Consider the following 22,082-nt stretch of genomic DNA (forward strand, 5'->3'; position numbering starts at 1 on the left):
CACCGCACCACGGAGCTACGTCATGAGACTCAAGACCATCATCGCCTGCGCGACGCTGCCGCTGATCGCCGCGACGGCCTCGGGCGCCGCGCTCAGCCATCACGGCGGCCTGATCCTCGACTGCACCCCGCCCCTGTTTTTCGAAGAGTCGCCCGCGAACGAGTCGAGCGTGGAAGTCTTCGACCGGTTTTCCTTCACGGCTTCCGATAATACCGACGGCGCCACGCTGAAAATCTGGGTGGACGGAAAGCCGGTCACGCCCACGATCACGCCGCAGCGCAGCGGACGCCTGACCGTCGAAGGCCGCCCCGAGGCCCCGATCGGCCAACCCGGCGCGAGGGTCCGGATACTGATCAACGGCTTCAGCAAGGATGGCTGCGAACGCAGCCATGCCTATTATGTGCACGTCGGCCCCAAGGCCTGACTCGACCTGACATCCCAGAGCAACGTCCTCATCATAAGGAGACTACCCATGCGCAAACTTGCCATCGCCCTGTTGTTTCCCGCCGCCGCGGCCCTTGCCGAACCGGCAGCCGCGCCCAACGGCATTTCGCTCCCTGCCGGCTACAAGGACTGGAAGATGATCGGCGTTTCCTCACGGATCGAGCAGAACAATTTGCGCGCGATCCTCGGCAACGACATCGCCGTCAAGGCCGCGCGCGAAGGCAAGACCCATCCCTGGCCGGACGGCGCGATTCTCGTCAAGCTGTCCTGGAAGAAGGGCACCCACGAGCTGTTCCCGTCGGCCGAGGTACCGGGCGACTTCACGCAAGCGGATTTCATGGTGAAGGATGCCGCCAAGTACGCCTCGACCGGCGGCTGGGGCTATGCCCGCTGGTTGGGAATGGAACAGAAGCCCTACGGCGTGAACGCCGATTTCGCCCAGGAATGCATGGGTTGCCACAGCGGCGCCAAAGCCGCCGACTACGTCTTCACCCATCCCGCGAAACTGCCGTAACTCCCCGGTATCAGGAGGGGCTTTCGCCCTCGAGACGCTGCAGCGTTGAGGGTTCCAGAAAGCCCCCACGACTTCCGGGAAAAAATCATGCCCCATCGCCAGAATGAACAAAGGCAGGGACAGTGGCCGGGCTGGAGGCGAACCACCTCCGGATGCATCGGGCAGGTGTAAACCTGCCTTTCCCCAGCGAACGGTTCGGTTGTTTCCGCCATGTCGAGTCCCCCCTGAAGTCGAACACGTCGCCGCCTGCCCTGGCTTCGGTCACTCTCCGGTTGGCATCGAGTTCACCCCAGCGCCGCGCTAAAACGGCTCCGAGGGAAAAATGAAGTGCGTCGGCGTTCGGTCAGCCGCCAACCTTCAGCAGTTCCACCTCGAAGATCAGCGCGGCATTCGGCGGAATGACCCGGCCGGCGCCATACTCGCCATAACCCAGTTCCGGCGGGATGAAAAAGCGGTACCTGGCGCCCGGTTTCATCAGCTGCAGACCTTCCGTCCATCCCGGTATCACCCCGTTCAGCGGGAAACTGATGCCGTCCCCCGCATCGAAGGTCGAACCGTCGGGAAAGCCACCCTTGTAGTTGACCGTCACGGTATCCGTCGCCTTGGGCGATTCGCCCGCGCCCTCGCGGATCACTTCATACTGCAAGCCGCTGGCCGTGGTGACCACGCCGGCTTTCTGCTTGTTGGCTTCCATGAACTGCTTGGCTTCCATCAGATTCTTCTCTCCGTCGAACGAAGGCCCGCACGCTGCGAGGCCGATGGCAAACAGCGCCGGCAAAAACCCGCGCCACATCGATGTCGCTGCTGAAAACATCTTATTCCCCCTAAGCCGGCAGCCGTCAGACGACCCCGAAAACCAATCCGATGACGAACAAAGCCCCCATGACCGCGAGCGCCTTGAGCGTGAAGCTCGCCACCTTGGCCACCAGCCGATCGCGGGCGGCTATGAAGCGGGCCATCGCATCCAGATCGCTGCGCTCCAGCTCGGCCGGCGGCAGCCCGTTCATTCCGACCAGCCCCAGGTCCTCCGCCAGTTGCGCCTTGCGCAGGAAATCGACCCGCTCGTAAGCCACGCCGCAGTCGAACACGAACTCGGCCAACGCCCGCTCTCCGGCCCCCGTCCGCGCCAGGGATTCGCCCTGCGCCACCAGGTCGAGCAGGCGTTTGCGGGTATCCGCCGGCAGGACTGCGGTCAGGCCACGAATCCTGTCGGCGAGGCCCTGGCCCTTCGCGCCGTAGTCCTCGGCCAGCAGTGTATCGAGCCTGGCAAGAGAGGCATCGACTACAGTCTTGGAATCCATCGCATCCTCAAATCCGTTGCAAAGGGCGACATCATACGGCATCGCCCAAACCTTCGATGACATGATCCTCGATGCGCTCCACCACCGTTTCCGAAACCGCGAATCGCCGGACGGATTGGCCCGCCCGATGAACCGAATCCGCCGCGCCCGACTCCAGGGGATGCCAGTCCGGCAGCGGACGCCCTTCGGACAGCAGGCGGTAGGCGCAACTGGCGGGCAGCCAGTGGAATTGATCCGGCACCTGACGCAGATTCACGCAATCGGGCACCAGGCGGAAACGGTCTTCGTACCCGGTGCAGCGGCAGGCGGCAATGTCGAGCAAGCGGCAAGCCACGCGGGTATAAAGGATTTCGCCGGTGTCCTCGTCTTCCAGCTTGTGCAGGCAGCACTTGCCGCAGCCGTCGCACAGCGATTCCCATTCGGTATCGCTCAGATCGGCTAGCGCCTTGGCGCGCCAAAAGGGAACCGCCGCATCCATCAGGATCCGGCCGGCAAGGCCTTGGGACCGCTCAAGGTGCGCATGAACACCTCGGCATGGTCGATGGAGCGCTCCATCGCCTGGATCAGACCCGCCACGCCGTGGCTCATGCCGGTCAGCTCGCTTTCCAACGAGGCGATGGCCTGGGCATTGAGATTGTGCTTGAGGAACAGCACCTGATCCCGGAACACCCGCAGCACCGGGTCGATCTTGCCCTCGGCGCGACGCATGGCGCTCATCAGCTGGGCATAATGCTGCTGGGTCAGCTTGAGCTTCTGCCGGCTCGCCGCCCGCAGGCTGCGGTTGGTGTACTGGTCGAGCTCGTCCTCCCACTCCCGGAACAGCGCCTCGGCCACGTCCTGCACCGCGTCGATCCGGTCGCGCACGGCCAGCGCCTTGGAGGTGGAATAGTCGAATTCGATCTTGAGCTGCCGGTAGACGTCTTCCAGCGCGCCGCCGTCGAAATGGGTCAGGGCGCTGAATTTTTCCAGGGCGGTCTGGAACTGCTCCTTCGCCTCCTCCAGGCTGCCGCGGGCGCTGTCGACCCGCGCCACCAGAATGTCGCGCTTGTGGCGCCCGGCCGATTCGACCACCTGGAAATAGATTTTCTGGAATCTGCCGCCGATCAACCGCATGATCGGACTCAGCAGCCCGGCCAAGGTAAAATCATTTCCGCAACCGAAACCCGATTTACGCATCGTCGAAACCACTCCGAGAAATTCCGCGGGCACACCCGCGGGAGCTGCGGATTTTACTCCCAAGACACCGCCCACGTACAAAAGGAAGGCCATGCCCCGTCCCGAAACGCCCTCCCTCGCCGCCGACACGATCATCGAACTGACCGACCGCCCCGGCCGCCCCATCGTGCTGATCGAGCGACGGTTTCCACCGCTGGGATGGGCCATCCCCGGCGGTTTCGTCGACGTCGGCGAAATGGTGGAACGCGCCGCGATCCGCGAAGCGCTGGAAGAAACCGGCCTGGCGGTGCGCCTCACCGCCCTGCTCGGGCTCTATTCCGACCCCGCGCGCGATCCCCGCGGCCATACCGTCACTGCCGTCTACGTCGCCGAAGCCATCGGCAACCCGCAGGCCGCGGACGATGCCAAGACCTGCCGGATCGTCGGCCTGGACGAGCTGCCGAGCCCCCTCGTGTTCGATCACGCCCAGGTGCTCGCCGACTACCGGCGGTTCCGGGAGCAGGGGCGACCCGCGCCATTGCGCGTCGATCGAAGCGAGCCGCCAGGAGGCATCAAGGCGCCAGCCCGCTGACGTCGATCCCCTGACCGGCCGGAAGGCAACGGATGTCCCAACGCGCTACCACCCAGTCCAGAATCTCCGCAGGCTGCGCGCCGAGCAATCCCGGCTCCGGCGCGAATCCCAGCAATGTCAGCAGAGTCCACAGGTTCTTCGACGGCGTGTTCGCGTCCACGGCGCGAGCTCCCGCCTGCTTGCTCAGCTTGATGCCGCCGCGGTCAGTCAGTACCGGGATGTGGCAATAATCCGGACGTGGCAGACCGAGGCGTTCCTGCAACAGTATCTGGCGGGGGGTGGAATCGAGCAGATCGACACCCCTCAGCACCTCGGTGACCCCCTGCTCGGCGTCGTCGATGACGGTGGCGAGGTGATAGGCGGGGATGCCATCGCGCCGGCGGACGACGAAGTCGCCCACTTCGTTGCCCAAGTCCTGTTCGAACCGCCCCTGGAGGCGATCGTCGAAGCCGACGACCGCCTCGTCCACCCTGAGCCGCAGAGCGTGTTCGCCGGCGGGCGGACGCCGGTCGCGGGTCCGGCAATTGCCGGGATAGACCTGGCCGGAGGCCGCCAGCTCACGGCGCGGACAGGTGCAGGGAAACACCAGGCCGTCGCTCACAAGCCGCTCCAGCGCCGCGCGGTAGATTTCGTCCCGATGGCTCTGGAACAGGACGTTTTCATCCCACCACAGGCCGTGTTTTTCCAGGGTGCGCAGGATGTCGTCGGCATGAATCGGCCGGCAGCGCAGCCGGTCGGCGTCGTCGATGCGGACCAGCCATGCGCCACGCCGGCGGCGGGCCTCGCAGAATCCGACCAGCGCGGTGTAGAGCGAACCGAGGTGAAGAGGACCGGTGGGAGAGGGAGCGAAACGCCCCCGGTAGGGGGCGGATGAAAGGAGGGGTTTCAAACCGGCGCGGCTTGCCCGTCAGCCGAGCTGGCGTTCGCGGATTTCATCCAGGGTCTTGCAGTCGATGCACTGGGTGGCCGTGGGACGCGCTTCCAGCCGGCGCAGGCCGATTTCGACGCCGCAGGTCTCGCAGTAGCCGTACTCGCCGCGCTCCAGGTTTTCCAGGGCTTCTTCGATCTTCTTGATCAGCTTTCTTTCACGATCCCGGGTACGCAGCTCGAGGCTGAATTCGGATTCCTGGGTGGCGCGATCGTTCGGGTCGGGGAAGTTGGCCGCTTCATCCTTCATATGGTGGACGGTGCGGTCGACCTCCGCCATCAGTTCGGATTTCCAGTTCTGGAGTATCCGGCGAAAGTGAGCGACCTGCCCCGGGCTCATGTACTCCTCGCCCTCGGAGAGCTCGTAGGGAGCGAAGCTGAACGGGGTTTCGGGGGCTTTGACGTTGGACATCCACTAGCTCCTTGGCCGTATCGGATTAAATCGACAATTGATAACAGAATGTATCGGCTCAGGCAAGAATTCCTTGAATCCCTGTAAGAGCAAAGTTGTAATGTCCCCTTTCGGCAAGATAGAGATGTCCCCTTTTGGATTTTGGAGGGGGGGCGAGATGACCGAGAGGATGGTGACGATGAGCGCGAAGGAATTGGGCCGCCTGGAATTGGTGCGAGAGGTGGCAGCCAAGCGGATGAAGATTGCCTAGGCGGCAGGGCGGCTTGGGCTGTCACCGCGTCAAGTCAAGCGCCTCGTGCGGGCATACCGGCAGGAAGGGGCAGCGGGACTGGTGAGCCGCCGCCGGGGCAAACCCTCCAACCACCGCTTCGATGAGGACTTCAAGGCAAAGGTGTTGGCGCGGGTACGCCAGGACTATGCTGACTTCGGCCCGACGCTGGCGGCAGAGTATTTACGGGCTGAAGGGTTGTCGGTCTCCAAGGAGACCCTACGCCAGTGGATGCATCAAGCCGGGCTGTGGCAGGCCAAGCCGGCGCGGGTCAAGCGTAAGCCACCCACCCCGGCTGCACCGTCCCCGGCTCGGGGGAGTTGGTGCAAATCGACGGCAGCCCCCATGACGGGTTCGAAGGGCGGGGGCCGCCAAGTGCCCGTTCCCGGATTCCATGTCGGTCTGTGCCCGCGATCCACCCAAGCTTGCCACGCGGCCAGCGGTTTACCAACCGCGCCGGCCAGAGCGGAGCGTGGTCTATCAGGTGGTGCAAAAGAATCTGGAGACTTGGCTGGAAATGGCCCACTCCGGCGACGGCGGCGAGGACTCGGTACCCGCGTACATCGAGCACGAATTCCGGCAATACCTGACCTGCGGCATCCTGGCGAACGGCTTTGCCAGGGCGCGCTGTGATCATTGCGGCCACGATTATCTGGTGGCCTTTTCCTGCAAAGGCCGTGGCGTCTGCCCCTCGTGCAACACACGGCGGATGGACGAAACGGCGGCTCATCTGGTGGATCACGTGTTTCCCCAGGTTCCGGTGCGGCAGTGGGTCTTGTCGATGCCGAAACGGCTGCGCTATTTCCTCCACCAGGATGCCCGGCTGGTCAATGCGGTCCTTCGGATTTTCCTGGCCGAAGTGGAAGCGGCGCTGCGCTCCTGCAGCCTGGACGCACCCGGCGAGGCCCGTTTCGGGGCGGTGAGCTTTGTTCATCGCTTCGGTTCGGCACTGAACGCCCATCTGCATTTCCACTGCTGCGTGGTGGATGAGGTGTTCAGTACGGCCGAGGAGGCGATTCGGTTTCACCCGGCGTTCCTGACCGACGCCGCCATCGCCCGTGTGCAGCAGCAGACTCGGCAACGGGTGTTAAGGCTCTTCCAACGCCGGGAGTTGTTGTCACCTGAGGCGGTCGAAACGATGCAGGCATGGGACCACAGCGGCGGCTTCTCGCTCAACGCCGAGGTCTGGGTGCCCTCCTGGGATCGCGCCGGTCTCGAACGCCTGCTGCGCTACTGTGCTCGGCCGGTCTTTGCGAGCGACCGCTTGGCGTGGATCGAACCGGATCAGCGGCTGATTTATCATCTGCCCAAACCCCGCCCCGACGGGCAAACGGTCCTCTACCTGACACCCCTGGAATTTATGGATCGTCTCGCCGCCCTGGTGCCGCCACCGCGCAAGCACCGGCATCGCTACCACGGCGTGTTGGCGCCCCATGCGCCCTTGCGCCCGGCGGTGACAGCGTATGCCGGCCTGCCTCTGGAGGTCCCGCTACCATCCAGGCCACTTCAGGAAGACACCCGAACACCAGAGGAAGTAGCCGAAAGCCAGCGCCATAGCCCCGCTCGTTATCTGTGGGCCGCGCTGATTGCCCGCATTTATCAGGTGCTGCCGTTGCTCTGCCCGGAATGCGGCGGCGAGATGCGGCTGATCGCCTTCATCACCGAACCGGCGCCGGTGCAGCGCATCCTTCTCCATATCGGTGAACCCGCCGCGCCCCCGCCGATTTCGCCGGCCAGATCCCCGCCGGTGATGGAAACCTTCGATTGGGATCAATCCGCCGACCGCGATCCGGAACGCGGTGAACCGGCTCCCGAGTTCGAATTCGATCAAACGGTCAGCTGGTAGCCCATACCCATCACCCGGACCAACGCCTGCCGACTCGGTATTTCGAGCCCGGCGTGTTCCACTTGCGCCGATCTACCGTCAACCCGGTTGTCAATGTGTCTTTCACCGTCGCACCTCCCTTGGCGGCGCCCGAAAAGTTCATTCCTGCCACCGCAAGGACCGGTCAGGTCCGTTGACAAGGCCCCGTCACAGGCGCATTCTCCGCCTCAATGGGCACACTGCGGTGGCCCCGGTTTTTTAGACAGGATTTTACCGGGCTTAAGTGGGCTTCTGCGGTTTAGGCTGCCTTCTGGAGTGGCAGCGAATTAAAGTACACGCTATCCGGGGTCTTGCCATCAAGCGATGAATGAGGCCGCCGTTCATTGTAAAACTTGAAATAGCTTTGTAAGCCTTGCCTTGCTTGAGAAACTGAGTCGTAAGCATGCAAGTAAACTTCCTCGTATTTCACGCTTTTCCAAAGCCGTTCGACAAATACGTTATCGACCCAGCGGCCCTTGCCGTCCATGCTGGCTCGGATACCTTGACCTTGGAGCAGATCGACAAACTCTGTGCTGGTGAACTGGCTGCCTTGGTCGGTGTTAAAGATCTCCGGCTTGCCATGACGCTGTAGAGCTTCCTCGACGGCCTCGATGCAGAAGTCCGTGGTCAGGCTGTTGGACAGTCGCCAAGACAGCACCCGCCGGGTCGCCCCGTCGAGTACCGCAGCCAGGTACACGAAGCCTTTGCGCATGGGGATGGAGGTGATATCCATGGCCCCTACGTGGTTCGCTCTGGTGATCTCCAGACCGCGCAGCAGATAGGGGAAGATCGGGTTCTGCGGATGCTTCCGGCTGGTGTTCGGCCGTCGATACAGCGCCTCGATGCCCATCTTCTTCATCAGCGTGGACACATGCCGGCGGCCCACCTGAATGCCTTCCAGGCGCAGCAGGTCGCGCAGCATGCGGGCGCCAGCAAACGGATGGTTGATGTGCAACTCGTCGATCCGACGCATTAAGGCCAGATCGCTTTCTGAAACTGGCTGGGGCACGTAATACACCGAAGAGCGGGATAGCTCCAGCAATTCACACTGGCGCACCACAGGGAGCTTGTCAGACCGGTCAATCATCGTTTTGCGCTCGCATCGCCGACGCGACCGAGCGCGGCGACTCAAAAATCATTCGCCATCGCCAACTGCCCGATCTTGGCGTGGAGTTCCTTCACGTCTGGCCCGCTCGACTCACTGCGTTCCGCGGCTGTGGCGAACACGTCGCTCGCCCGCTCCTGCAACTGGCTCTTCCACTGCGTGATCTGGTTGACGTGAACTTCAAACTGTTCCGCTAACTCCGCCAACGTCTTATCGCCTTTGAGCGCTGCCAGGGCCACCTTGGCCTTAAAGGCCGCCGAGTGATTTCTTCTCTTTCTCTTCATCTCTGTTCTCCGATTTCAGCCCTTCCTAGGGCCGGTGATTAGAACAGAAACCTCACCTAAGCGGCTGTCCTATTTTCCGGGGCCGGCTCTGTCAACCATCTGAACTCCCCCATCGGGATGTCCTGTTTCTTCACGAAGCCCAGGACTTCCGCATAGAACTTGAGCGCCTTGTCCTGATCGCCCACGAACAGGCTGTTCAGTTTGATTTTCATGGCGGAACCTCCGCTTCGACATGGTTGAGAATCCGGTTGCCCACGCCGCTGCCGCTCACGGTCGGATGGACATCCTTCGGCAGATGGATGGTCGTTCCTGTCCCGGACAGCCGGATGGATTGCACGGACGCCCCGGAGGAAACGGAAATCCCGTGATGGACGCCGCTGACCCGCAAAGTCCGGATCACGTTTCCGGAAGGTACCCGAACCGTATTGCCGTCGCCCGACACAGTGAGGTCGAACCGTCCTGGGTGGGATACCGACAGGTTCTGCCCCGCGCCGGAAACCTTGACCGTCGCCACATCATCGGCTCCGGACAAACTGACCGGCGACGGATCGGCGCAACCCGATGCCAGCGCCACCAGCGCCGCGACGGGGGCCCAGGTGAGACTATGCTGCTTCATGGCGAATCTCCTAAAACAAAGGGGTGGGAATATCGCCCCAGCGCACGTAGGCCGGCGGCGTTTCGACAATGCTTACCGTGCCGGCCGCAATGTCGACACTGGCCAGCAGGAACGGGTTCAGCCCATGGGCCGAGCGAATGATGTCTTTGCCGACGGCGCGGGGTTCGTGGGTGCGCGCCCGGCTGAACAGCAGCTTGTAATGGCGCCGGTCGAAGGTCGCCGGTGTATGGTGGCCGCCCGACATGGGCTCGGCGTCCAAGGGCAAATCGGCCAGATACCATTCTTGGGGCAGGACATGGACCACCAGCGGCGCCGTGCCCGTGCTCGTGATGGCCTGCCAGACGCCGGCATCCGCCAGCGCGGTGCGGTAGGCCGAACGCAGCTCACGGTCGCTGAGCAGCGCGGGCGACAGCACGGCGCTGTGGTTTTCGTAGAACGCGGTGATTTGTGTCAGCGCGTATTCCCGAAGGCCCAAGGCGATCACCACCGCCAAAGCAGTCGCCACGATCGGCAATGCCGGGATGCGACCCAACCTCGTCCGGGCGATCTCCACCCAACGGACCCCTAAAGACTCCGGCGCTATCGGCAGAATCGGCCGGGTGCGGGCCTGATAATCGCGATAGGCTTCGCCGAACGCCTCCACGCAGCGTCGTTCCTCCAGGGCCGCGAGAGCCCGGTACAGGAACAGCATCGCGACGTAGGCGATCAGCACCAGAAAGCGCGGCCACAAGAGCAGGGCGCCCAGCCCGAACAACGCCAGTCCGGTATATTGCGGATGGCGGCTGAGACCGTACAGGCCGGTGGTGACCAGCCCCCTGCGGTGGAACTTGCTCCAATAGAGCTGGCCCGCCGCCGCCAGGAACCACACCGCCCCGACCGTCGCGAGGAATCCGCCGATGCCCGGAAGGGCGTTGAGCAGGAGACTGCGGGTCGTCGAGATGTGCGGCAGGAAGAACTGGGTGAGCCAGGCCGTAGCCCAGAAGTGGTCGAGGGCATTCAACGCCGGCCCGTACAGCGAGTAGAAGTACAAGGCCGCCGGGCTGATCATAAACAGGATTTCAAGGCCCACAGCCAGATAGAACAGCCAGGCCGCGGACTTCAGCCAGTCTGCCGGGGACTGGGAAGGCTTGGATTCGGGTAGAGTAGTCATGGCTTTGGGTCCTCCGTTAGGGATGGGCAAAAGGTAAACCTCATCGGTTGCGAAACGATTTCGTCAAACACCGGTTTTTGTAACGGAGGATTTCAATCGCCGGCTCGGTAACCCGTTGTTACAAAATTCCTTCGAATCGGGGCGGATCATCTTTCATAATCCACCCATGACCCGATCTCCCCACATCCTGATCGTCGACGACGACCGCGAGCTCCGCCAGTTGCTGACGGCATTCCTCGGCCGGCACGGCTTCCGGGTGGACGCGGCGGCGGATGGGCGAGCCATGGCCAAGCTCCTGGAAACGGGCCGTTTCGATCTCATCGTGCTGGACCTGATGCTGCCCGGCGAGGACGGCCTCGCGCTGTGCCGGCGCCTTAGGGCGACTTCCAGGCTGCCGGTCATCATGCTCACGGCGCTGGCCGAGGAGACCGACCGCATCGTCGGCTTGGAAATGGGCGCCGACGATTATGTGGTGAAGCCCTTCAGCCCGCGGGAACTGCTGGCCCGCATCAAGGCGGTGTTGCGCCGGACCGGCGACGTCTCGGGCAAACCGGAAGGAGAGGGAAACACCCTGGTCTTCGACGGCTGGCGGCTCGATCTCGCGAGGCGCGAGCTGCATTCCCCCGACGGCGTGCTGATGCCGCTGACCGGCGGCGAGTTCGATCTCTTGGCCGCTTTCGCGCAGCACCCCCAGCGCGTCTTGAGCCGCGATCAGCTGCTGGATTTGACCAAGGGGCGTCTCGCCGGCGCTTACGACCGCAGCATCGACGTGCAGCTGAGCCGCTTGCGCCGCAAGATCGAAGCCGATCCCAATGAGCCCGCGCTGATCAAGACCGTGCGCGGCGGCGGCTATCTGTTCGCGGCCCGCGTGGAACGGCGGTGGTGACCGCCGTGCGACTCTGGCCCGACAGCATCGCCGGCAGGACCATGGGGCTCCTCTTCGCCGGCCTGGTGTTCACGGTGACCGTCAGCCTTTCCGTGTACCAACTGGATTTCTTCCACGGCAAGGGCTGGGACGAGACTTTCCGAAACCTGCACCGCATCGCCGTCATCGCCTCGATCATGGAGCGGCTGCCCGCCGAGCATCGTCCCGCCGTGCTGCCCGCCCTGAACGAAAGCCGCCTGGCCGTGACCTGGGAGCTTCGCGCGACCCCGCCACCGCTGCGCCAGGACGGCATGACCCATCATCTGGCGCGGGATATTCGGGTCCTGTCGGAGACTCGCGGACTGGAGCGGGTCGCGGCGGGCTATGCGGCCGACGCTCCTTCGCCCCCAGGCTGGATCAAGCCAGGGCCCGCCGAGGTGTGGATCGCGCTTTCGGACCAGACCTGGCTGCGCTTCGTCATCGCCGGCGAGGAGATCGGCGGGCTTTGGACCCTGAGGCTGGTGCTGGCCGCCGGCCTGATGCTCATCGGGATCGCGGCGCTGGGCGTCTGGTCCGCTCGCAAGGTGACCGCGCCGCTGGCCCGCTTCTCCCTGGCCGCGCAGCGCCTGGGCGCCAATGTGGATGCCCCGCCCATGAGCGAAGAGGGACCCAGCGAAATCCGCCAGGCGGCCAAGGCTTTCAACGGCATGCAAAACCGCATCCGCCGCCTGATCGAAGACCGCACCCTGATGCTGGCCGCCATCTCTCACGACCTTCGAACCGCCCTGACCCGGCTGGGATTTAGGACCGAATTCATCGCCGACGCGGAACAACGCCGCAAGGCCGCTGCGGATCTCGAGGAGATGCAGGCCATGCTGCAGTCGACCCTGATGTTCGCCCGCGACGACGCCGCCACCGAGCCCGTGACCCCCGTGGATCTGGCCATGCTTCTGCAAAGCCTGTGCGATGACCTTCAGGATGCCGGGCAGGCCGTTTCCTATGACGGGCCGCCGCACTTGACTTATCGCGGCCGCCCGGTGTCCCTGCGCCGCGCCTTCGCCAATCTTATCGATAATGCCCTGAAATATGGGCAGGAAGCGGCCGTGACCGTGGCCGAAAAGAACAACGCCATCGAAATCACGGTCGGCGATCGCGGTCCCGGAATCCCCGAGTCGATGCGGAGCCGAGTGTTTGCTCCGTTCTTCCGGCTGGAATCCTCGCGGAGCCGCGAAACCGGCGGCGTGGGCCTCGGGCTCACGGTGGCCCGCACGGTCGTGCGCCGGCATGGGGGCGACATCACCCTGGACGATCGGCCGGGCGGCGGCCTCCTGGTGAGAATCGTCCTACCCGCTTCGCCCGCCGTGAACCCTTGAGTCTTAAGCTTGTTCAACGGCGCTGGGTTCCATGTAGATCGATTCCCAAACGTGTCCCTCCAGGTCCTGGAATCCATGGACATACATGAGTTGGAACTAACGACCGGATACCGCTTACTTCGTGCGGCCATAGCGGCTTTCCGGCTTGAGCAGCTCTTCGATCGGCCGTACCTCGATGCTCCCGAGGCGGGCCGAGGGCCACCTCGATGCGATGTGGACGGCCTCGTTCAGATCACGGGCCTCGATCAGGAAGAATCCGCCCAATTGCTCTTTGGTCTCCGCAAATGGGCCGTCGGTGGCCGACAGCCTGCCGCCCCCGACCCGCACGGTCGTGGCGGTCCGGACGCTTTGGAGCGCGTGCGTGGCGAGCAGGTGACCGCTGTTCCGGAGTTCGTCCACATACGCAAGGGTTTCGCCCCGAAGGGCATCCCACTCCTCTCTGGACAGGTCGTTGAGCTTCTGCTCTTCTTCGTAGGCCAGACAGAGATACTTCATGGATTGATTGCTCCTGGTTTGGTTTTCAGGCAAGCGGTGGGCAAACAAAAAGCGGTTGAATGGCAGGGCACTCAAATGCCTCCGATTCTCAAGACCTCCCACCCCACGATTCCGGCCCGGGTCCTTTCTCCGTTCTGTAATCTGTCCGTCACGAGTGCTTAAACTTCGCCCGCCATTCTGAAGCTCTGTGCCGGCATCGAGAAGCTGGCATGCACCCAAGTTTGCAACAGTTACGGAGATTACCCTGATGAAAACACTGGTATGTCTCGCGGCGGTGGGACTCATGAGTATCGCCGGGAGCGCGGTGGCAGAACGCGGAATCAACGACGGTCACCAGCGCCGGTTCGACTTCGGCAAGTTCGTTGAGAAGCAACTCACTGCGTACGGGGAGCAATGGTTCGGCATCGCGCGCCCGCTAGCGGCTTCTTCAACCCTGAGCATAGACGCGGCCACTGCCGAAGCGAATCCGAGGGTTCTCGCCAGCTTTGGCAAGGGACTGCGCGCACAGGTAGTCACTGCTGCCCCCAACGCCGGCGCCAACATCGACATGATGGTTGCCTGCGCATCGCCACGCTGAACGATCTGAACGCCGAGTGGACAGGGGGATTCTTCGATGCCTCCGGCAAGCGCTTCTTCGTGAGCATCCAGCACAACGTCACAGGACACGGAGTGGTTCTGGAAGTGACCGGCTGGCGCTGAACCACCACTGATGAGCACACAGACCTGAGGGGGAGTTTGAGGGGGGTGTGAAGATGGGCTAGGAAGCTTTGATCGTCAAAGCGAGAATCTCGTGAGATCCGTCACAGAACGGCCAGGTCAATCTCAAGTTCGGCGGTTATCTGCCGACCTTCCGGGAACTCAAATGCCCGTTCCCGGATTCCATGTCGGTCTGTACCCGCGATCCACCCAAGCTTGCCACGCGGCCAGCGGTTTACCAACCGCGCCGGCCAGAGCGGAGCGTGGTCTATCAGGTGGTGCAAAAGAATCTGGAGACTTGGCTGGAAATGGCCCACTCCGGCGACGGCGGCGAGGACTCGGTACCCGCGTACATCGAGCACGAATTCCGGCAATACCTGACCTGCGGCATCCTGGCGAACGGCTTTGCCAGGGCGCGCTGTGATCATTGCGGCCACGATTATCTGGTGGCCTTTTCCTGCAAAGGCCGTGGCGTCTGCCCCTCGTGCAACACACGGCGGATGGACGAAACGGCGGCTCATCTGGTGGATCACGTGTTTCCCCAGGTTCCGGTGCGGCAGTGGGTATTATCGTTGCCGAAACGCCTGCGCTATGCGGTGGCCCCGGTTTTTTAGACAGGATTTTACCGGGCTTAAGTGGGCTTCTGCGGTTTAGGCTGCCTTCTGGAGTGGCAGCGAATTAAAGTACACGCTATCCGGGGTCTTGCCATCAAGCGATGAATGAGGCCGCCGTTCATTGTAAAACTTGAAATAGCTTTGTAAGCCTTGCCTTGCTTGAGAAACTGAGTCGTAAGCATGCAAGTAAACTTCCTCGTATTTCACGCTTTTCCAAAGCCGTTCGACAAATACGTTATCGACCCAGCGGCCCTTGCCGTCCATGCTGACTCGGAGACCTTGACCTTGGAGCAGATCGACAAACTCTGTGCTGGTGAACTGGCTGCCTTGGTCGGTGTTAAAGATCTCCGGCTTGCCATGACGCTGTAGAGCTTCCTCGACGGCCTCGATGCAGAAGTCCGTGGTCAGGCTGTTGGACAGTCGCCAAGACAGCACCCGCCGGGTCGCCCCGTCGAGTACCGCAGCCAGGTACACGAAGCCTTTGCGCATGGGGATGTAGGTGATATCCATGGCCCCTACGTGGTTCGCTCTGGTGATCTCCAGACCGCGCAGCAGATAGGGGAAGATCGGGTTCTGCGGATGCTTCCGGCTGGTGTTCGGCCGTCGATACAGCGCCTCGATGCCCATCTTCTTCATCAGCGTGGACACATGCCGGCGGCCCACCTGAATGCCTTCCAGGCGCAGCAGGTCGCGCAGCATGCGGGCGCCAGCAAACGGATGGTTGATGTGCAACTCGTCGATCCGACGCATTAAGGCCAGATCGCTTTCTGAAACTGGCTGGGGCACGTAATACACCGAAGAGCGGGATAGCTCCAGCAATTCACACTGGCGCACCACAGGGAGCTTGTCAGACCGGTCAATCATCGTTTTGCGCTCGCATCGCCGACGCGACCGAGCGCGGCGACTCAAAAATCATTCGCCATCGCCAACTGCCCGATCTTGGCGTGGAGTTCGTAAGGGGCTGCGCGCTTTTGCGCAGTCCCGCTTGACTGCCGGGTTGGGCCTAGGCGAACACACTGGTGATGGCACCGTAGATTGCGAGCATTACACCGAAAGCCTGTTGCTTAAAGCCTCCAACGGTTGCGTTTTCAACCTGCTCAGACAACTTGCGAAGCGCTGATTGATTCGATGCGATTGAACTCGAAAGTTCTGATTTCACATCTTCGATGCGAGAGTGGATTGCCTGATGTTGCGTAGCCACTTCAGCGCGCAATTCCTCGAACCGACCCTCAAGGGCGGCAAGTCGTTCTTCAATCGTTTTAGCTGCGCGGATTACGGTGGCAGACATGCTGGCCGACGAGCTACAGGAAGCTGTGGCACTTGCGGATAGAGTGATGGAGCGCACGAAAATTGGACAGTCACGAAACCAAGCAATAACGGTGGCTATGAGGCTTTGATTTCGGAATAGGCCAAGGTTGCTATCTAGCGAATAGAGGACGATCAGACCGCCCACGACTTGCATAGCCGTTCCGGTGAGTTTGTTGACTAACACGGTTTCGGATGGAAAGCAGGCAAGGGCACGCCAATGAGCATAAGTGAGCGCTGCCATAACGAGAACTGGCCAAGCTCTCCAGAACCAAATTGCTAGGCGTCGAATCATGTGCATGCTAGGCCCAACTACAAATGGACACCCTAAAGGGCGCATCTTCTTGCACCTTCAAGGTGTATAACGCTGGCCTTCAGCCGCGCGCTTGGCGCGTCGGCTGCAAGGCCGGTGTTCGGCGGCGTTCAATTCTACTACTTCGGGTTGCCGACACATTAGAGTTGCTTCCGATGATAAAAATGGATTTATTGTGGTATAAATATACCCATTAACAACAATCGAATGGTGTCAGTCAGTGATTTTTGAAAAGTTCATGGAAGAAACCAGCGAACGTACTGTCAGAGCCCTGATCGGAATGAACAAGGCTCAATTCGCCAAGCTCTACCCTATCTTTGAAGAGGCCTATGCGGAGATTCAGCAAGAACGTGTTAGGGAACCTCTGAACAAACCCGATTTGGCCGGTAAAAACACATCCCGCTGATAATCAGGCTTTGAAAATGGGTGAAGGGTACCGAAATTCCTTACTTACCGTGGCGATCCCCCCCCGGATGCGCCCGTCGGGGCGGATTCCGGGCGCACCTCGCCCGTCAGGTCATCAATGCGTACCGCTTCAGGTAGAGATTGGTCAACCCTATCAGGGTAAACACCTGGGCGGCGTTCTTAGCCAGACCCCGGTAGCGCGTCTTGGTGTAGCCGAACTGCCGCTTCATCACCCGAAAAAGGTGCTCGACTCGGCTGCGGATCGACGACATTCGCCGATTGCGGCGTTTCTGTGCCGACCCCAAGCGCCGTTTCGGACGGGCTTTCAAGGCGACGCCCCACACGACCCCGGCCTGCCGCGCCGCGCGCTTATAGGTATCGTTGACGTAGCCGGCATCGCCGAGGATCAGCCGGTCGTCCTCGCGCAGCAGGTTCGGCAACTGGCTGATGTCCGAGGCGTGGGCCGGTGTGACCGAGACCGTGTGGGCGACACCGGTGTGAACGTCTGCTCCCACGTGCACCTTCATGCCGAAGAACCACTGATGGCCCTTCTTGGTCTGATGCATCTCCGGGTCGCGCGCTTTGGCCTTGTTCTTCGTCGATGGCGCGGCATGGATGATCGTCGCATCCACCATCGTGCCCCCCTTGAGCAGCAACCCTCGCGCTTCCAACACGTCATTGATGGCGTTCATCAACTTCGCCGTCAGCTCGTGACGTTCCAGCAGGCGCCGGAAGTTGAGGATCGTGGTTTCATCCGGCAGCGCGTCATCGGCCAACTCCAGACCCGCAAAACGCCGCATCGATTCGATCTCGTACAGGGCGTCTTCCAGGCCCGGGTCGGACAAGGCATACCATTGCTGGAGGAAGTAAAGCCTGAGCATCGTCGCCAACGGGTACGGTTGACGACCGCGCCGACCCGCTTTCGGGTAATGCGGTTCGATCACCGCCAGCAACTCCGGCCACGGCACCGCCTGCTCCATCTCGGCCAGGAACTTCTCACGCCGGGTCTGCTTCTTCTTCCGGTCAAAGGCTAAGGAGGCGAAGGTGGTCTGTTTCATCGGGGCTCCGCGTTCAGGGGTTCTGGGCAGGAATAGCTTACCCGCAGGGTTTGTTCAGAGGTTCCTTAGGCAAGGCGAAATAAAACGGGTACAAAAATGAGGTCATGTTGGCTATCTCGATCGGATGGATAAGAAGCTGTTCTTCATTTTGTATTACCTCAAGACCTACTGTACCTTCGATGTCCTGGGCTTCCATTTTGGCTTGAGTTCGGGGCATGCGCATCGACATGTGGAACAACTTCTGCCCGTGTTGCGGCGCAGCTTGGCGAAGCTCGATCTGCTGCCAGAGCGGGCGCTGACGACACCGGGAGAGATGATGAAACTGATTGAAAAACATGGCGATCTCATCATTGACGGAGTGGAATGCGGTTGCGTCAGGCCGCAGGATGACGATCAGCAAAAAGCCCGCTATAGGGCACCTCGAAAAACCGAGGTCATGTGACAATACCGCCCCTGAACAACCTGCCTGAGCCGCCATGATCAGAGAGAGCCTATTCGCCGCGGAGGAACGTGAGGCCAAGCTGGATCGCTTGGGCGACGTGCTGCGAGAGATGGAAAAGCACATCGACTTCAAGGTGCTGGCCGCCGAAATCGATCGGGCCGCACCGCGTCCAAGCCGAGCGCGTGGCGGACGCCCGCCGTTTCCGACCGAACTGATGGTGCGTGCATTCCTCCTTCAGAACTTGTACGGACTGAGCGATGAACAAATGGAGTTTCAAGTGCTGGACCGCCTGAGTTTTCAGCGCTTCCTAGGCCTGCGGCGCAGCAGCCAGGTGCCGGACCGGACCACGTTCTGGACCTTCCGCGAGCGGTTGACGGCAGCGCAGGCCGGGGACGCGCTGTTCGAGGCGGTGAACCGGCAACTGGCGCGGCACGGCTATATCGCGCGAGGCGGTCAGATCGTGGACGCCAGCCTGGTTCCCGTGCCCCGGCAGCACGTCACCGAGGAAGAAGGAGAACAGATCAAGGCGCAGGCGATGCCTGCGGACTGGAAGCCTGCCGAGCGGCGGCAGCGGGACGTCGACGCCACCTGGACGAAGAAGCACGGCAAGTCCTACTTCGGCTACAAGCTGTCGGTTAGCGCGGACCGGCGCTACAAGCTGATCCGCAAGCTCAAGGTCAGCACCGCCAGTCAGAATGACACCCTGCACCTGGAGGACGTGCTGGACAGCGCCAACACCGGACGCGACCTCTACGGCGACAAGGGCTACGTCGATGGCGAGCGAGAGGCCCGCCTCAAGAGCCGGGGCTGGCGAGTCCACATCCAACGCAAGGCGGAGAAGGGCCGCCCCCTGTCCGTCTGCCAGAAGCGCCGCAACACCCGCATCGCCCGAGTCCGGGCGCGCGTCGAGCATGTATTCGCCACGCTGGACCAGATGGGCGGCAAGCTGCTGCGCTGCATCGGCCTGGACCGGGCCAGGTTCCTGCTTGCGGGGAAGGCGGCGACCTACAACCTACGCCGCCTGTGCAGCCTCAAGGCGTGCGGAGTGGTGGCCTTCTGACGCACGGGGACCGTCCGGAAACGCCGGAAGGGGCGGTTCCGGACGGAAAGCGCCTGCCGGGCAGGGCCAAAAAACGCAAGCATCGCGGGACGACCGACTGATCAGGTCGGATTGCTCGTTTTACCTGACTAATACCCGGTTTTTCGAGGTGCCCTATAGCGGCAAAAAAAACGACATACGGTTAAAACCTTAGTCATTTCGACCCTTGAGCGGCAAATTCTATTCGTTGGAGGTGTTGTGGCCGGCAGCGTTCATGATTATGCGCTGATGAAGCAACTGTTCGATCCCGCATTATCGTGGTTTGATGGCGCCGATGTCTGGTTGGATTTAGGGTTCTTTGGTGCCACTGCCGATTATGGGAATAAAGCCAGAATTCACCTTCCTCACAAGAAACCCAGGGCATCCAAGAACAATCCTCATGCCGCGTTGACAGTTCAACAAATACGAGAGAATAAAAAGCAAGCACGAACCCGAATCTCAGTCGAGCACTCCATTGGAGGAATGAAGACCTTTCACTGCTTGATGCATCGGATTAGAAACCGACTCGACATATTCATCGATAGCTTTTTCGGCCTTGCCGCTGGCCTTTGGAATCTAAAAATGTCTTTGTGATCATATGGTTATCATTGGAAGCAACTCTATTGATATACGACTGTGCCGATCCAGCTGTTGCAGTAGCCTTCGAAATCCACCGAATTGCATCCCGTGACGATGCCACCGAAAGGCTATGCGCCACTGTATCCCCACGCTGCGCATCTTGATGTCGCTAGCGCAACGCCCTGTGCCCCATCCACCACCGGCTGTTCGAAGCGGCGCCATGTGTATGAGAGCTGCACGGTACCATCTGCACGACTGCCCCCAGTCGCGAACCAATCCTTTCTGACCGCACAGCCCGCGATGCCGAGAAGGAGTGCTACCGTCCAAACCACCGCCCATTTACACATGCTGACCTCCAGATGTCCTGACTGACCGCTGGACACTCGCCGATGGGACGTCGCCCGCCGCCGAACTACAAATGGACACCCTGAAGGGCGCATCTTCTTGCACCTTCAAGGTGTATATTAACTCGGCAATCAAATATCCTGAAATGCTGCATATTGGACAGCCGAATGATTGAAGTAAGCCATCACCCGTTCTGGTGTTTTTCTGAGGAATTCCATGAATCGGTTCGCCTTTTGAAGCAACATTTTTTTGCTGGTGGCTCGGTCAGAGGATCGCAGTTCGGTTTTGAAGTCCCGGTTCAGGTATTCGTCGGGATTGATCTCGGGCGAGTACGGCGGGAGATAGAAGACTTCGATCTGCGCTTTACGCTCGGCCAACCAAGCGGTCACGCGTTTTGCATGATGCACTTTCAGGTTGTCGAGGATCAGGAAAACTTTCTGACGGCTGTCGGCGATCAGGCGCGTCATGAAGCCAATGAACCAATCGGTGTTCATGGCTTCCTCGGTGAACTCGAAGCGCACCAGTCCTTGGTTGCTGATCGCCGAAACCATCGACAGGCCATGCCGTTTGCTCGGCGCCGCAAGCACTGGCGTCTGTCCCACCGGCGCATCGCCGCGCAGCCAGTGTCCATCTTCCGCGACCGCCGTTTCGTCACCCCAGTAAATGACGGCACCCTCTGCCTTGGCGCGGGCCGCAATCGCCGGATAAGTGTCGTTGCGCCATTGCTCAACCTTGACCGGATTTTGTTCCAGTGCCCGCTTCATCGGGCGCTGCGGCGTGTAGCCCCAGCGCAGCAGGTATTCGCCGACGGTGCGAATTGGCATGTCGATGCCGAACAGCACCTTGACCAGTTGCATCACCGCCCGCCGGTTCCACAAGGCAAACGGCAGACTCAATTGCTTGGGGTTCTCGCCCACGATGACCGATCGCAATTGCCATTCCTGGGCCAGGGTCAGCGTCCGTCCCGACAAATACCGACGACCTCGCGTCTTCGATTTCAGGCCAGACTCGCCCTCCCTTGAATAACGCTTGGACCAACCAATGACCGTGTTGATATTGACGCCAACCACCCGCGCAATTTCCCGCCAAGGCAATTTCAATTCCACACGCATCCGCATCGCCTGCCGACGCATTTCGTCTTGGGCTTCGCGAGGTAATTTCCGGGCATCAACTTTTTCCATGCCCAATATTATATCACTAACCGCTATTTGATTGCCTGGTTAATAGTTGTTTTGGAATCGCGGGATTTGGGTGAATGGCCGGAAGCTCTGCGGGGTGGGATGAAAACGGGGTCGGAGGCCCGCGGCGCGGCCCTCCGGACAGCGGACGATCAGGGCGAAACGACCGTCGCCTTCTCGATCACGATGGCTTTCTGCGGAACATCGGTCGGAAACGGGCCGCCGGCGCCGGTCGGGACCTTTGCCATTTCGTCGACCACTTCCATGCCCTTCACCACCTCGCCGAACACGGCATAGCCCCAACCCTGCGGCGTCGGACTCTTGTAATTGAGGAAGTTGTTGTCGACGTAGTTGATGAAGAACTGCGCCGTCGCCGAATTGGGGTCCGGCGTGCGCGCCATGGCGATGGTGCCGCGCTTGTTGGTCAGCCCGTTGTTGGCCTCGTTCTGGATCGATGCATGGGTGCTCTTCTGCTTGTAATCCTGCGTGAAGCCGCCGCCCTGGGCCATGAAGCCCGGAATCACCCGGTGGAAGATGGTGCCGTCGTAAAAGCCTTCCTTGACGTAGGCCAGGAAGTTCGCGGCGCTGATGGGCGCCTTTTCCGTGTCGAGGCGAATCACGATATCGCCCATGTTGGTGTGAAGCTGCACTTGGGTTTGAGTCGGAGGGGCGGTCATCTTCTTGGCTTTTCCGGTTTCTTTGGC

At 61.4% G+C, this 22,082-nt stretch carries 28 protein-coding genes and 3 pseudogenes; 13 read left to right on the forward strand and 18 right to left on the reverse strand.

What is annotated here, in order from left to right:
- Nucleotides 1-22 precede the first annotated feature (22 nt).
- Nucleotides 23-424 (forward strand): hypothetical protein, encoded by a 402-nt coding sequence (locus GNH96_RS13635; protein ID WP_169604168.1) that lies wholly within the window; start codon nt 23-25, stop codon nt 422-424.
- A 48-nt stretch (nt 425-472) separates the two neighbouring features.
- On the forward strand, nt 473-958 hold the full coding sequence (locus GNH96_RS13640) for a cytochrome P460 family protein (RefSeq protein WP_169604169.1): 486 nt from the start codon (nt 473-475) through the stop codon (nt 956-958).
- On the opposite strand, the gene GNH96_RS16390 is transcribed toward GNH96_RS13640, so the two are convergent.
- The 5 genes from GNH96_RS16390 to GNH96_RS13660 all read right to left on the reverse strand — a co-directional run bounded on the left by GNH96_RS16390 (nt 925) and on the right by GNH96_RS13660 (nt 3,372).
- On the reverse strand, nt 925-1,170 hold the full coding sequence (locus GNH96_RS16390) for a heavy metal-binding domain-containing protein (RefSeq protein WP_223163430.1): 246 nt from the start codon (nt 1,168-1,170) through the stop codon (nt 925-927). The two genes, GNH96_RS13640 and GNH96_RS16390, sit on opposite strands and share 34 nt — an antisense overlap.
- Nucleotides 1,171-1,301: 131 nt before the next feature.
- Nucleotides 1,302-1,772: an FKBP-type peptidyl-prolyl cis-trans isomerase gene (locus GNH96_RS13645; RefSeq protein WP_169604170.1), complete on the reverse strand. Its 471-nt coding sequence runs from the start codon at nt 1,770-1,772 to the stop codon at nt 1,302-1,304.
- A gap of 25 nt (nt 1,773-1,797) precedes the next feature.
- On the reverse strand, nt 1,798-2,259 hold the full coding sequence (locus GNH96_RS13650) for a hypothetical protein (RefSeq protein WP_169604171.1): 462 nt from the start codon (nt 2,257-2,259) through the stop codon (nt 1,798-1,800).
- A gap of 31 nt (nt 2,260-2,290) precedes the next feature.
- Complete coding sequence (locus GNH96_RS13655) at nt 2,291-2,737, reverse strand: YcgN family cysteine cluster protein (protein WP_169604172.1); 447 nt, start codon at nt 2,735-2,737, stop codon at nt 2,291-2,293.
- The gene (locus tag GNH96_RS13660; protein ID WP_228719874.1) at nt 2,737-3,372 is read right to left on the reverse strand and encodes a DUF2959 domain-containing protein; all 636 of its coding nucleotides are present in this window, start codon (nt 3,370-3,372) and stop codon (nt 2,737-2,739) included. The genes GNH96_RS13655 and GNH96_RS13660 overlap by 1 nt, the downstream gene beginning before the upstream one ends.
- 154 nt (nt 3,373-3,526) lie before the next feature.
- Here GNH96_RS13660 and GNH96_RS13665 point away from each other — a divergent pair, with 154 nt between their 5' ends.
- Complete coding sequence (locus GNH96_RS13665) at nt 3,527-4,006, forward strand: NUDIX domain-containing protein (protein WP_169604174.1); 480 nt, start codon at nt 3,527-3,529, stop codon at nt 4,004-4,006.
- Here GNH96_RS13665 and gluQRS read toward each other — a convergent pair.
- On the reverse strand, nt 3,987-4,895 hold the full coding sequence (gene gluQRS / locus GNH96_RS13670; protein ID WP_169604175.1) for a tRNA glutamyl-Q(34) synthetase GluQRS: 909 nt from the start codon (nt 4,893-4,895) through the stop codon (nt 3,987-3,989). The two genes, GNH96_RS13665 and gluQRS, sit on opposite strands and share 20 nt — an antisense overlap.
- Nucleotides 4,896-4,913: 18 nt before the next feature.
- Entirely contained in the window at nt 4,914-5,345 is a 432-nt protein-coding gene (dksA, locus tag GNH96_RS13675) for an RNA polymerase-binding protein DksA (RefSeq protein ID WP_169604176.1), read from the reverse strand.
- A 295-nt stretch (nt 5,346-5,640) separates the two neighbouring features.
- Here dksA and GNH96_RS16395 point away from each other — a divergent pair.
- Together GNH96_RS16395 and GNH96_RS13680 are read left to right on the forward strand one after the other, a co-directional pair.
- Nucleotides 5,641-5,787: pseudogene (locus GNH96_RS16395) on the forward strand (ISNCY family transposase); the annotation flags it as partial.
- Nucleotides 5,788-6,007: 220 nt separating this feature from the next.
- Complete coding sequence (locus GNH96_RS13680) at nt 6,008-7,459, forward strand: transposase (protein ID WP_169604177.1); 1,452 nt, start codon at nt 6,008-6,010, stop codon at nt 7,457-7,459.
- Between the two features lie 277 nt (nt 7,460-7,736).
- Here the strand turns inward: GNH96_RS13680 and GNH96_RS13685 are convergent.
- The 4 genes from GNH96_RS13685 to GNH96_RS13700 all read right to left on the reverse strand — a co-directional run bounded on the left by GNH96_RS13685 (nt 7,737) and on the right by GNH96_RS13700 (nt 10,632).
- A protein-coding gene (locus GNH96_RS13685; protein ID WP_169604178.1) for an IS3 family transposase occupies nt 7,737-8,866 on the reverse strand; the annotation gives its coding sequence in 2 pieces (ribosomal slippage) (nt 7,737-8,608 and nt 8,608-8,866; 1,131 coding nt in all).
- 56 nt (nt 8,867-8,922) lie between these two features.
- On the reverse strand, nt 8,923-9,078 hold the full coding sequence (locus tag GNH96_RS13690; protein ID WP_169604179.1) for a VOC family protein: 156 nt from the start codon (nt 9,076-9,078) through the stop codon (nt 8,923-8,925).
- Nucleotides 9,075-9,482: a hypothetical protein gene (locus GNH96_RS13695; protein WP_169604180.1), complete on the reverse strand. Its 408-nt coding sequence runs from the start codon at nt 9,480-9,482 to the stop codon at nt 9,075-9,077. The genes GNH96_RS13690 and GNH96_RS13695 overlap by 4 nt, the downstream gene beginning before the upstream one ends.
- A gap of 10 nt (nt 9,483-9,492) precedes the next feature.
- Entirely contained in the window at nt 9,493-10,632 is a 1,140-nt protein-coding gene (locus tag GNH96_RS13700) for a methyltransferase family protein (RefSeq protein WP_169604181.1), read from the reverse strand.
- Nucleotides 10,633-10,798: 166 nt separating this feature from the next.
- Between GNH96_RS13700 and GNH96_RS13705 the strand changes: the two genes are divergently transcribed.
- A complete protein-coding gene (locus GNH96_RS13705) occupies nt 10,799-11,518 on the forward strand; it encodes a response regulator (RefSeq protein WP_169604182.1) in 720 nt (239 codons plus the stop codon).
- On the forward strand, nt 11,515-12,870 hold the full coding sequence (locus tag GNH96_RS15910) for an ATP-binding protein (protein ID WP_223163431.1): 1,356 nt from the start codon (nt 11,515-11,517) through the stop codon (nt 12,868-12,870). Before GNH96_RS13705 ends, GNH96_RS15910 begins: the two co-directional genes overlap by 4 nt.
- A 114-nt stretch (nt 12,871-12,984) precedes the next feature.
- On the opposite strand, the gene GNH96_RS13715 is transcribed toward GNH96_RS15910, so the two are convergent.
- Nucleotides 12,985-13,365, reverse strand: a complete 381-nt coding sequence (locus tag GNH96_RS13715; RefSeq protein ID WP_169604183.1) for a YciI family protein — start codon at nt 13,363-13,365, stop codon at nt 12,985-12,987.
- 247 nt (nt 13,366-13,612) lie between these two features.
- Here GNH96_RS13715 and GNH96_RS13720 point away from each other — a divergent pair, with 247 nt between their 5' ends.
- Both GNH96_RS13720 and GNH96_RS13725 read left to right on the forward strand, forming a co-directional pair.
- Complete coding sequence (locus GNH96_RS13720) at nt 13,613-13,942, forward strand: hypothetical protein (protein WP_169604184.1); 330 nt, start codon at nt 13,613-13,615, stop codon at nt 13,940-13,942.
- 304 nt (nt 13,943-14,246) lie between these two features.
- Nucleotides 14,247-14,654, forward strand: a pseudogene (locus GNH96_RS13725) (transposase zinc-binding domain-containing protein); the annotation flags it as partial.
- Between the two features lie 57 nt (nt 14,655-14,711).
- Here GNH96_RS13725 and GNH96_RS13730 read toward each other — a convergent pair.
- Nucleotides 14,712-15,625 (reverse strand): annotated as a pseudogene (locus GNH96_RS13730) (IS3 family transposase); the annotation flags it as partial.
- Between the two features lie 53 nt (nt 15,626-15,678).
- A complete protein-coding gene (locus GNH96_RS13735; RefSeq protein WP_169604186.1) occupies nt 15,679-16,224 on the reverse strand; it encodes a hypothetical protein in 546 nt (181 codons plus the stop codon).
- 307 nt (nt 16,225-16,531) lie between these two features.
- Here GNH96_RS13735 and GNH96_RS13740 point away from each other — a divergent pair, with 307 nt between their 5' ends.
- On the forward strand, nt 16,532-16,699 hold the full coding sequence (locus tag GNH96_RS13740; RefSeq protein ID WP_169604187.1) for a hypothetical protein: 168 nt from the start codon (nt 16,532-16,534) through the stop codon (nt 16,697-16,699).
- Nucleotides 16,700-16,805: 106 nt separating this feature from the next.
- Here GNH96_RS13740 and GNH96_RS13745 read toward each other — a convergent pair whose 3' ends face one another.
- Nucleotides 16,806-17,756 carry an IS5 family transposase gene (locus tag GNH96_RS13745; protein WP_169604188.1) on the reverse strand — a complete coding sequence of 317 codons (951 nt, stop codon included), beginning with the start codon at nt 17,754-17,756 and terminating at the stop codon, nt 16,806-16,808.
- A 124-nt stretch (nt 17,757-17,880) separates the two neighbouring features.
- Here GNH96_RS13745 and GNH96_RS13750 point away from each other — a divergent pair, with 124 nt between their 5' ends.
- From GNH96_RS13750 to GNH96_RS13760, 3 genes are all read left to right on the forward strand, one after another.
- Nucleotides 17,881-18,198 (forward strand): helix-turn-helix domain-containing protein, encoded by a 318-nt coding sequence (locus GNH96_RS13750; RefSeq protein ID WP_169604189.1) that lies wholly within the window; start codon nt 17,881-17,883, stop codon nt 18,196-18,198.
- Between the two features lie 34 nt (nt 18,199-18,232).
- Nucleotides 18,233-19,258: an IS5 family transposase gene (locus tag GNH96_RS13755; RefSeq protein ID WP_169603917.1), complete on the forward strand. Its 1,026-nt coding sequence runs from the start codon at nt 18,233-18,235 to the stop codon at nt 19,256-19,258.
- Nucleotides 19,259-19,474: 216 nt separating this feature from the next.
- Nucleotides 19,475-19,870: a transposase family protein gene (locus GNH96_RS13760; RefSeq protein WP_267313405.1), complete on the forward strand. Its 396-nt coding sequence runs from the start codon at nt 19,475-19,477 to the stop codon at nt 19,868-19,870.
- A gap of 113 nt (nt 19,871-19,983) precedes the next feature.
- Here GNH96_RS13760 and yecR read toward each other — a convergent pair whose 3' ends face one another.
- The 3 genes from yecR to GNH96_RS13775 all read right to left on the reverse strand — a co-directional run bounded on the left by yecR (nt 19,984) and on the right by GNH96_RS13775 (nt 22,055).
- Entirely contained in the window at nt 19,984-20,295 is a 312-nt protein-coding gene (gene yecR / locus GNH96_RS16400) for a YecR family lipoprotein (RefSeq protein ID WP_407658830.1), read from the reverse strand.
- A gap of 36 nt (nt 20,296-20,331) precedes the next feature.
- Nucleotides 20,332-21,381, reverse strand: a complete 1,050-nt coding sequence (locus GNH96_RS13770) for an IS630 family transposase (RefSeq protein ID WP_169602699.1) — start codon at nt 21,379-21,381, stop codon at nt 20,332-20,334.
- Nucleotides 21,382-21,530: 149 nt separating this feature from the next.
- Nucleotides 21,531-22,055 (reverse strand): peptidylprolyl isomerase, encoded by a 525-nt coding sequence (locus GNH96_RS13775; protein ID WP_169604729.1) that lies wholly within the window; start codon nt 22,053-22,055, stop codon nt 21,531-21,533.
- Between the last annotated feature and the right edge of the window lie 27 nt (nt 22,056-22,082).

This window comes from Methylococcus geothermalis (assembly GCF_012769535.1).
GTDB classification, from domain to species: Bacteria; Pseudomonadota; Gammaproteobacteria; order Methylococcales; family Methylococcaceae; genus Methylococcus; species Methylococcus geothermalis.